The following is a 7,709-nucleotide window of genomic DNA, read 5'->3' as shown; positions in this document are numbered from 1 at the left end:
TAGTGTCGCCGTATTCCCAGGTGTAAGTGCCTTCCTGCAATGCCATGATCAAGACTCCCAATCAACAATTCTATACATACGGCGGCTTCAGGCTTAGTCTGGTACATCTTCTAAGTGGAAATGCTTATTCAATAAGGATTTATCGGTGCCACACGGATAGAGGAACCGCCGTATGTAAATGGTAACAGATTATGTAACGTATGTAACCATTTAGGGGGGCTACGGACTCAACCCAACAAAAAGGGGTTGTAGGTTGGGTTGACGTAAGGAAACCCAACTATAGTACGCTTGGATTGACCCAAGGAAACCCCACAAAAGGTCAGGAGAAGCGATCGCCGATTCCGACGGATTTAGGTGTTGGCTGTTGGGTTCCGCTTTCCTCTAAAATTGAGAGGTTTTCTTTAACCTATTGATTCGCTCAACCCAACCTACGAACTGAAATGTTGGGTTTCGCTTTCCTCTAAAATTGAGAGGTTTTCTTTAACCTATTGATTCGCTCAACCCAACCTACGGACTTCCTTGAAAAATCCCAACTTAGTAGATTTAGAAAAATGAGATGCACCCTGCCAAATGCCAAATCTTATCATACCTCATCTCTATAAGAAACGCCGTAACTTACTCTTATAAGTAATACTTTTTATCTGTTTAAATATCTATCTTTAGTAGGAAATTGGCGAGTGAGAAGTGGAAAGTGGGGAGTTTTTTGCTGTGAACAGTAATCAGTGAGGTTCTTCGGTTTGTCTTATGCAACGGACAGGGTTATAAGAAATGAAACTCTTATAGAGAAAGACATTTGGCGATTTTTGTCAATTGTTTTCTAGAGCGAACTAATCAATTAAATCCCTTGCAAGATAAAGATTTAGTCGATTTATGCCCCCCGATCGAACCAGACCAAGTAACGAAGAACTATCAGGTGAAAAGACAGTAGGAAACTTCTATTTAATACTGCACACTTAAAACTCAAATCTGATAACTGATAACTGATAACTGATAACTGCTATAAACCACCCCAAACTAATCGGGCTGCCCAAAAGGGAATTAACAAAAATAAAGCGATAAAATCAGCCCATCTTAACTGTAATTGGTGCCAGCGTACTTGATGCTGATTGGGACTGGTAAAACCGCGAACCTCCATAGCGATCGCTATTTGTTCGGCGCGCAAAAGCAAATTATCTAGTAATTTTTCCACTACTGTTAACCAGACGTTTAAACTCTTTTTAATCCCTAATTTTTGCCAATTGATCGCCCTAGTTCTCACTGCCCTAGCTAGATTTTGCACTTCTTCTAAAACCAGGGGAATAAAGCGCAAAGAGAGGGTCAGAGTCAGAGAAATTTCCGTCACCGGCACATTAAATCGCCGTAAAGGACTCATTAAATTCTCTAAACCTTCGGTAATTTCTTCCGGGGCCGTCGTCAATAAAAAGAGATTAGTGCTATAAATTAAAGTAAAAACTAAGGTACTAATTCTCACTGCTAATTCCAAAGAACGTCGGGTAACAAATAAACGACCTCTATCCCATAAAACATACTGATAATCACTTGCTGGCGGTAAATTCAGCCCTTCATCCGGTAAACGCGGCTGAATACTCACCCCTAAACCATCGGGAGTGATAGCAGTAATCAGAAAGACGATAATCGCTAAAAATATCAGCCAGCCCATCTGTTGCCGCCAGACGCGGGGGGGAATAGGAGCTAACAGGGTTAACAACATTAATAATCCCACCAAAGCTAAACGCCACCAAGGATTAGCTAATAAAGGTGCTGCTAAAAAAGCCATTAACCAGATAAATTTTACCCTGGCATCTAGTTGATGTAGTCGGGTAATCGGTTGATCGAGATAAAGACCGATGGGCAAACTTCGCAATAAATCCATAAATTAGACCTTGGTGGCTCTATTAACCGTTTTTTCCACTTCTCGCGCCGGTTTGCCGCGCCAGATTAAGCGGATCGGGGTTCCTTTAAAGCCTAACTGTTGCCGGAATTGCCCTTCGATGTAACGGCGATAGTTATCATTAAAGCGCTGGGGATCGTTAACGAAAAGGGCGATCGTGGGGGGTTGACTCGATACTTGCGTGCCATAGTATAGTTTCCCCTGTTTTCCGCCCCTGGTGGTGGGGGGATTGTGCCATTTAACCGCATCTTCGATCACATCGTTGATTACCGAGGTACTGACGCGACGACGGTGAGATTCGGCGGCAATATCGACTAATTCGAGGATTTTGGTGACTCTTTGCCCCGTCATGGCGCTGACAAAGATCATTTCTGCCCAATCCATGAAATACAGCCGATCCTGGAGCATTTTGGTGTAAGTATTGATGGTGTAGGTGTCTTTCTCCACCGCATCCCATTTATTGACCACTAGCACCACCGCGCGCCCTTCTTCAATAATTCGTCCCGCCAATTTTAAATCCTGTTCGGTGACACCATCTAGCACATCGATGACGAATAGTACCACGTCAGACCGGCGAATTGCTTTAAAAGCACGGTTAATACTGAAAAATTCGGCTCCATAGTCCACATTCTTCTTACGGCGAATGCCGGCGGTGTCAATTAACCGATAAACCTGTCCTTCTCGTTCAATTAAAGTATCGATCGAGTCTCTGGTGGTTCCCGAAATCGGACTAACGATCGCCCGTTGTTGTCCGGTTAAAGCATTGAGGAGACTGGATTTACCCACGTTAGGACGACCGATAATTGCCACTTTAATCTCTTCATTTTCGGGAATTTCCGCCGCGGGTGGCAAATATTTAATCACCGCATCGAGTAGTTCACCTGTACCAGAACCGTGAATGGCCGAGATGGGGAAGGGTTCACCGATGGCTAATTCCCAGAATTCCGTCGCTTGCAGGATACCCTGTTCCACCGATTCACATTTATTGACGGCCAAAAGTATCGGGACATTTTGCTGTCGTAACCAAGCGGCAATTTCTCGATCGCCGGCGGTAATTCCCCCTTGCCCATCGACGACAAAAATCGCCACACTTGCCTCTGCTAGGGCGATTAAAGCCTGTTCGCGGATTAAAGGGAGAAATTCGCTGTCATCGTTAAAAACTAGCCCCCCTGTATCGACAATTTGAAAATCTCGATCGCACCAGAAAGCTGGTTGATAGGTGCGATCTCTGGTAATCCCGGGTTGATCGAAAACGATCGCCTGTTGATCTCCAGCGATACGATTGACGAGGGTGGATTTGCCCACATTGGGACGACCGATAATAGCGACGACAGGCAGTTTCATAAGAGGAGGAGGGGACGGAAATTAAAGACCCAATATTCTATCATAGCGATTTGCGATCGACCTTGGTTGATTTATCTGTTTCTGTTCGGCACCGAGACATTGAATACTTTAGTCTGTAGAACTTTGGTATACAAAAGACTAGAATTCAGCTTATGCAATCTGGTCAACTAGAGCAAATTTTAGGACGAGAGCTACAGCGTTATCGCCAAGAAAAAGGGTGGTCGCAAGAGTATTTGGCGGAAGTAACAGGTCTGCATAGAACTTACATCAGTCAACTAGAGCGAGGATTAAAAAGTCCATCGGTGAGAGTGCTTAGTCATATTACTAATGCTTTAGGTCTGAGGATGAGTGAATTTTTGTATTCCGTAGAGGAATCCCTAAGTGTTAACGAACGACGAGACTAAAAGACTAAAGCAGGCCATTCTAGCCGCAATTGCCTCACCATTGATTGGCTCGATCGAGGATTATAGCTGGGAAGCAATTTTTCATTATATCAAGAATATTCCTTTATCCGATCCTGCCCTAGGCAGAAGCAAACTACTCTACGATGCAGTGGACAGTAAAACTGCCAGTGGTTGGTCGCTAAAATCTCTACAACTGAATAGTTTAACTACAGATAATACCTTTTTGTTCGTAATTCAACGAGCAGATATGATCAAAAAAGCCATTCAACTTGGGGTTCCCTCTTTGAATCTGCAATCTTCCCCCGCACAACTGGGAACCGCTATTATTCAACACTGGAACGAGAAGATTCGCTCCAGTCAAACTGCTCAAAATGTCATCAACAGCTATGAGGGAATATTGCTAAAAAACCGAGAGGCCAATGAATATGTTTACTGTGAATACCCCCTTAATCCTCTTGATCCTAATGTTTTTTCTTGGGCATGGGCAATAGATAAAAAAACTGGGGGAGTAGGGGCAGGTTTACAGGGAAGCATCGCTGGCAAAACTCAGTTAGTTTGGTACAAAAATCAGAAACAGTTGTTTAGAAGCAGAACAATCCCCGCTGCCGCTATTCGTCTGAGAATTGAGAGAACTCGTCTGACAATAGATCGATATGTGGAGACAATTTTTGCAGCGCTACAAACCCAAACTAATACTCAAGATTTTGTCCCATAGAGTCTGCTACCACTTTGCCTAACAGTGGTGGCACAGATTCTCCAATTTGAGAGGCCATATCAGTATAAGTCCCTAAAAAGTGAAAATGATCGGGATAAGAATGTAATCTTGCTGCTTCACGAATTGTGATTGTCCGATTCTGGGTCGGATGAAAAAATCTGCCAGAACCGGGATGAAAAAACCACCTTGTAATTGTTCTTGCTGGTTTATCCCAAGAAAGTCGACCATAGGCCCCGCTATAGTGTTTTTTCGGTGCTAATTCAGCAGGTAAATCTCTCGCATCTTGTCCTTCCGCCAGAATTTGCACTCTTGACATTTGAATTGGTGTTAAAGCACGGGCAATATGATTAACAATTTTTTGACTTTGCTCACGCATCTTCTGTTGATATATGGTCTCGGGTTCCCTAGTATAAATTTCGTGATCATAAGCTTGTCCTGCTTCTAAAGTAGGTAAATCACTAATGGCATCTTTAACAGTAGTAACTGGGGCAATATTTGGTTCTAGTAAAGTAAGCTGTGTCCAAGATTTTACAGCTTTATAATCACTTCTGATATCACCAGAATGAGTTGCTTGGGGAAGGGATGGTAAACGCTCTAGACTAGCTAAAAAAAAGGCTCTTGAGCGAGTTTGTGGCACTCCATAATAAGCGGCGTTTAGGGAAGTAGTAACTACTTGATAACCCCAAGATTCTAAATGTGCTACAATTTCATCTCTGATGATACCGTTATAAGCTTTCAAAATTTCAGGAACATTTTCCATGACTACATGAAGAGGACGAAACTCTTGAACAAATCCTAAGAAAGACTTATATAAATGATTGCGAGAATCATTAAGATAGCGATACCCAGCCGGGATATTTCGTGAAAATCCTTGACAGGGTGGACCCCCGATAAGGGCGGTTAATTCTTCTCTTTGTAAACCTAAGTATAAGCGCAGTTCTGATGGATTAACTTTGCGGATGTCTTCCTGAAAAGTGCGTGTTTTAGGATAATTATGTTGATAGGTTGCTAATGCTTTCGCATTTACATCAATTGCACAGATAGATTCAAACCCGGCTAAATGAAATCCCGTGGTCAATCCGCCCGCACCAGAAAATAAGTCGATAATTTGTTGTTTCATGGTTGAATACTATCGTATTCGGAGCCTCTTGTCAACTAAATATCCTAGCGATGATAGCGACGACAGGCAGTTTCATAAGAGGAGGAGGGGACGGAAATTAAAGACCCAATATTCTATCATAGAGATTTGCGATCGACCTTGGTTGATTTATCTGTTTCTGTTCGGCAGGAAGGGCGGAAATGCCTGAAATAACCGCCTAGTCAGGTCTTTAGTCCCTTGTCCGCAGCCAAGGGTCAATCCCAACCAACCTGATTGCTGAGAAGGGAGAAAAAAGCTGACGGCTAAAATAACTGATCACTGCCTTTTTCTAGGATTGAGAATCAGAATCCACCTCTGTCTTCACTTCGGGGACAATATCGGGTCTTTGGGCATCTTCCCAACCGACCGGGCGTTTAGAATTGTACCAAGCGATCGAACCGATGGTGACAGCAGCGAGAAAACCGACCACATAAACTGCCACAAAATAAACGGGGAATTTGCCACTGGCCACTTCTAGGAGTAGATACATAATTTTTTCACGATTAAGCTTTTAATTTGTATATCTTAACAGAATCGGCCCCCTCATCCCTATTCTCGATCGCTACTGGTCCACCAACCGGAAGGCAGCCAAATACCGCCATGGAGAGCTATTTTTGCCGGTGTCATCATATATCCCCAGGCTTCGCCGATCAATTCTCGCTCTAGATTATAAATAGGGATTCTGCGACGCTGATACTCGTTTTCTTCTGGATCTCTGCCGGGTTGATAATCTTCCAAAGCATCCAAAAGCCCAATATCATAATCTGCGTTAAAAGTCAATAAAATTCCCTTCACCCAGCCCTCGCCCTCGGTCAGTCCGGGATAACCGAGGGCGGTAAGATGGTATAAATACCCCTTTGTGTAGGCGGTTTTAGAGTTGATCACTTTTCCCGCACAGTAGGCAGAATAGTTACTCTGCTTAGGTTTCAGGGTTCCATAAACAAAAACTTCCATCATCGGTCTAATTGTGCTGCTACTCCTCCTAATAGGATATCGCGAACAAATTGACTGGCTAAAAGTTCGTGGGGAAAACCGAGGGAAATAGCACTGATATTATCGAGTCGTTGCAGCTGTTCCCCAGTCAGGTTAAAGTCCACACAGGCTAAATTATCCTGCAATTGGGACAATTTTCGAGCGCCAATGATAGGAATTACGGCGTTAGGCCGATTTCTTAGCCAATTTAATGCCACTTGTGCCGGTGATTTCTCAATTTCTCTGGCTATCTCTAGGACAGTCTCGGCAATTTTTAAATCGCGATCAAAAATTTGAAAAGGTTGGTCGGTCATGCTTAAACGTCCATCGACGGGGTTGGGTTGATTATATTTTCCCGTTAAAACTCCTCCTCCCAGGGGACTCCAAGCTGTCACCCCGATATTTAATGCTTTGGCCATGGGCAATAATTCCCGTTCGGGGGTGCGTTCCTTGAGAGAATATTCTATTTGTAGTCCGATAAAGGGTGTCCATCCCCGCAGGGTGGCCAGGGTGTTCCCTTGGGAGACAATCCAAGCAGGACTGTCAGAAATGCCGATATAAAGCACTTTTCCCATCCTGACCAAATCATCGAAAGCGCGCATCACTTCTTCGATAGGAGTGAGAGAGTCCCAAAGATGAAGCCAGAGTAAATCGATGTAATCAGTACCTAAACGCTTTAAACTAGCTTCTACCGCTTGAAAGAGGTTTTTTCGATGATTTCCGCAAGCATTGACATCGCCGGGGCGCGTATTGAGAGAATATTTCGTGGCGATTACCCATTTTTCTCGATCGCCCTTGACAAATTCCCCCACTAATGTTTCACTGGTTCCGTTAGTGTAGAGATTAGCGGTATCGAGAAAATTGCCGCCCGCTTCCGCAAAAGCCTGAAAAACCGCCCGACTTTCTTCTTTATCGGACCCCCAACCCCAATCTTCCCCGAATGTCATCGTTCCTAGACATAGTTCGGAAACTCGCAGACCACTATTACCTAAAAGTTTGTAACGCATAATTAACTAAAATTTTGGCTCGCTTATTCTTTGTATGATAAGTTTAACTTATATAGGGCTTGCTGAATAAATCTAAAAACCTTGTTGGATAAGACTTTTAGACTTTTTTTCCCTCAAAAAGTGCCAGCCATTGCGGGGATCGGGGGCAAAATTCAGGTACTTTTTCCCTGAAAATTAGGCAACTGACTACCTCAAAATCGGTAAACCCCCACACCCCACACCCCACACCCCACACCCC

At 43.7% G+C, this 7,709-nt stretch carries 9 protein-coding genes; 3 read left to right on the top strand and 6 right to left on the bottom strand.

Annotation, left to right across the window (positions count from 1 at the left end):
• Nucleotides 1-793: 793 nt before the first annotated feature.
• Nucleotides 794-928 (top strand): hypothetical protein, encoded by a 135-nt coding sequence (locus tag PX482_RS09085; protein WP_002761356.1) that lies wholly within the window; start codon nt 794-796, stop codon nt 926-928.
• Nucleotides 929-997: 69 nt separating this feature from the next.
• On the opposite strand, the gene PX482_RS09080 is transcribed toward PX482_RS09085, so the two are convergent.
• On the bottom strand, nt 998-1,873 hold the full coding sequence (locus PX482_RS09080) for an energy-coupling factor transporter transmembrane component T family protein (protein WP_002761354.1): 876 nt from the start codon (nt 1,871-1,873) through the stop codon (nt 998-1,000).
• 3 nt (nt 1,874-1,876) lie between these two features.
• Complete coding sequence (gene der / locus PX482_RS09075; protein ID WP_004268090.1) at nt 1,877-3,235, bottom strand: ribosome biogenesis GTPase Der; 1,359 nt, start codon at nt 3,233-3,235, stop codon at nt 1,877-1,879.
• Between the two features lie 152 nt (nt 3,236-3,387).
• On the opposite strand from der, the gene PX482_RS09070 reads away from it, so the two are divergent.
• A complete protein-coding gene (locus PX482_RS09070) occupies nt 3,388-3,639 on the top strand; it encodes a helix-turn-helix domain-containing protein (protein ID WP_002761350.1) in 252 nt (83 codons plus the stop codon).
• A complete protein-coding gene (locus PX482_RS09065; protein ID WP_288027323.1) occupies nt 3,617-4,354 on the top strand; it encodes a hypothetical protein in 738 nt (245 codons plus the stop codon). The genes PX482_RS09070 and PX482_RS09065 overlap by 23 nt, the downstream gene beginning before the upstream one ends.
• Here PX482_RS09065 and PX482_RS09060 read toward each other — a convergent pair.
• The 4 genes from PX482_RS09060 to PX482_RS09045 all read right to left on the bottom strand — a co-directional run bounded on the left by PX482_RS09060 (nt 4,329) and on the right by PX482_RS09045 (nt 7,471).
• Nucleotides 4,329-5,474: a DNA cytosine methyltransferase gene (locus PX482_RS09060; RefSeq protein ID WP_002761346.1), complete on the bottom strand. Its 1,146-nt coding sequence runs from the start codon at nt 5,472-5,474 to the stop codon at nt 4,329-4,331. The two genes, PX482_RS09065 and PX482_RS09060, sit on opposite strands and share 26 nt — an antisense overlap.
• A gap of 307 nt (nt 5,475-5,781) precedes the next feature.
• Nucleotides 5,782-5,982 (bottom strand): photosystem II assembly protein Psb35, encoded by a 201-nt coding sequence (gene psb35 / locus PX482_RS09055; protein ID WP_002761344.1) that lies wholly within the window; start codon nt 5,980-5,982, stop codon nt 5,782-5,784.
• Nucleotides 5,983-6,041: 59 nt separating this feature from the next.
• Nucleotides 6,042-6,449, bottom strand: a complete 408-nt coding sequence (locus PX482_RS09050) for a gamma-glutamylcyclotransferase family protein (RefSeq protein WP_002761342.1) — start codon at nt 6,447-6,449, stop codon at nt 6,042-6,044.
• Nucleotides 6,446-7,471: an aldo/keto reductase gene (locus PX482_RS09045; protein WP_002761340.1), complete on the bottom strand. Its 1,026-nt coding sequence runs from the start codon at nt 7,469-7,471 to the stop codon at nt 6,446-6,448. The genes PX482_RS09050 and PX482_RS09045 overlap by 4 nt, the downstream gene beginning before the upstream one ends.
• Nucleotides 7,472-7,709 lie beyond the last annotated feature (238 nt).

The sequence above is a fragment of the Microcystis sp. M53602_WE12 genome, from assembly GCF_030065455.1.
GTDB lineage: Bacteria > Cyanobacteriota > Cyanobacteriia > Cyanobacteriales > Microcystaceae > Microcystis > Microcystis aeruginosa.
This window is presented reverse-complemented; position numbering and strand designations above follow the sequence as displayed.

Coding starts and splice junctions, on each gene's coding strand:
- PX482_RS09080 (WP_002761354.1), bottom strand. CDS start 1,873: ATGGATTTATTGCGAAGTTTGCCCATCGGTCTTTATCTCGATCAACCG.
- der (WP_004268090.1), bottom strand. CDS start 3,235: ATGAAACTGCCTGTCGTCGCTATTATCGGTCGTCCCAATGTGGGCAAA.
- PX482_RS09070 (WP_002761350.1), top strand. CDS start 3,388: ATGCAATCTGGTCAACTAGAGCAAATTTTAGGACGAGAGCTACAGCGT.
- PX482_RS09060 (WP_002761346.1), bottom strand. CDS start 5,474: ATGAAACAACAAATTATCGACTTATTTTCTGGTGCGGGCGGATTGACC.
- psb35 (WP_002761344.1), bottom strand. CDS start 5,982: ATGTATCTACTCCTAGAAGTGGCCAGTGGCAAATTCCCCGTTTATTTT.
- PX482_RS09050 (WP_002761342.1), bottom strand. CDS start 6,449: ATGATGGAAGTTTTTGTTTATGGAACCCTGAAACCTAAGCAGAGTAAC.
- PX482_RS09045 (WP_002761340.1), bottom strand. CDS start 7,471: ATGCGTTACAAACTTTTAGGTAATAGTGGTCTGCGAGTTTCCGAACTA.